Genomic DNA, 1075 nt, shown 5'->3' with positions numbered 1-1075 from the left:
AGGAAGCCGCCATCGCCGGCTACCTCCGCTGGCGCAACCGCCACTGCCACCCGAAACGCCACTTCGCCGTCAACTCCAAGATCCGTCGCCCGGATTACCTACCCAACGTTGCTTGACAAAGCACTAGAGATATTGCCACCACTCACTGCTACCATAGGGCAGAGCCGACGATCGCTCAACGGACGACGCGGAAGACGCACAGGCGGACCCGTCCGCTCGCGAGAATATTCTGGACTCAGGGCTTCAGTTGTTCGTCTCGGTCACGTTGCGGCGAATGAAAGGCAGTGTGCAGTACGTTTGGACACGGATCTCGGGCTGAGGCCGCCAGTCACTGCGATTGCCGAAGACATCGACCGAGAATGGCCGCACAAGATCGATTCTTCCTCGATCCCGACTGCGCGGACCTGGTCCGCGATGTCTCCGACGGCGCACGGCAGCTGCGTGCCCGGCTCGCGCTGCTGGCCGCAGCCGGCCCGGTCCATCACGCCGTCGCCGCCTACGCCACCACCGGCGACACCACCGACACACTCGCCTCGATCCTGGCCGAACACCGCTTGCGGCAGCCAGTATTCCGCGCGCGTATTAGCATGCCCAGATGGAATTGCTTTGTGGGACGGCGTAATCGCGGCGCGCGATCGCGCCAAGTGCGCCGATGGCGTACCCGCTCAGGTGGGCCCTCGAAGAACACAGTCGGGATCAGTGCCGCGACCCAGATGAGCCGCTCTTCGAAGTAAACACTAAGATTTCGATTTCGTGCCGCTCACCCTCCGGTCAGCGTGATGAGCCTGCTAAGAGCGTGTCTCATTTGGCGAGTTTCTTGTAGCAGGTGATGGCGGCGCCGAGGGTGAGGAAGGCAAGGTAGTGGCGGGGTTTGCGTTCGTAGCGGATGGTCAGGCGCCGGTAGCCGGCCAGTCACGCGATCGTTGGTTCGATGACCCACCGGTGTTGGCCGAGTTTGTCGCTGGATTCGATGCCTTTGCGGGCGATGCGCGGGATGATCCCGCGCCGGCGGAGCCAGGCGCGCAGCGCGGGGATGTCGTAGGCCTTGTCCGCGTGCAGCTTGCCCGGTTTCCGG

At 63.6% G+C, this 1075-nt stretch carries 1 protein-coding gene and 1 pseudogene; one reads left to right on the top strand and one right to left on the bottom strand.

The genetic code is table 11. From position 1 onward, the window contains the following. The first annotated feature begins 359 nt into the window (after nucleotides 1–359). Nucleotides 360–734, top strand: coding sequence for a hypothetical protein (locus ACLJQZ_RS48530; protein ID WP_410628506.1), 375 nt, complete (start codon nucleotides 360–362; stop codon nucleotides 732–734). 67 nt (nucleotides 735–801) lie between these two features. Here the strand turns inward: ACLJQZ_RS48530 and ACLJQZ_RS48525 are convergent. Continuing rightward, nucleotides 802–1075 (bottom strand): annotated as a pseudogene (locus tag ACLJQZ_RS48525) (transposase); the annotation flags it as partial.

The sequence above is a fragment of the Amycolatopsis sp. cmx-8-4 genome (genome assembly GCF_046548675.1).
In the GTDB taxonomy this organism is placed as follows: domain Bacteria; phylum Actinomycetota; class Actinomycetes; order Mycobacteriales; family Pseudonocardiaceae; genus Amycolatopsis.
Note: the sequence above shows the minus strand (reverse complement) of the source record. Positions and strands in the feature narration are given on the sequence as shown.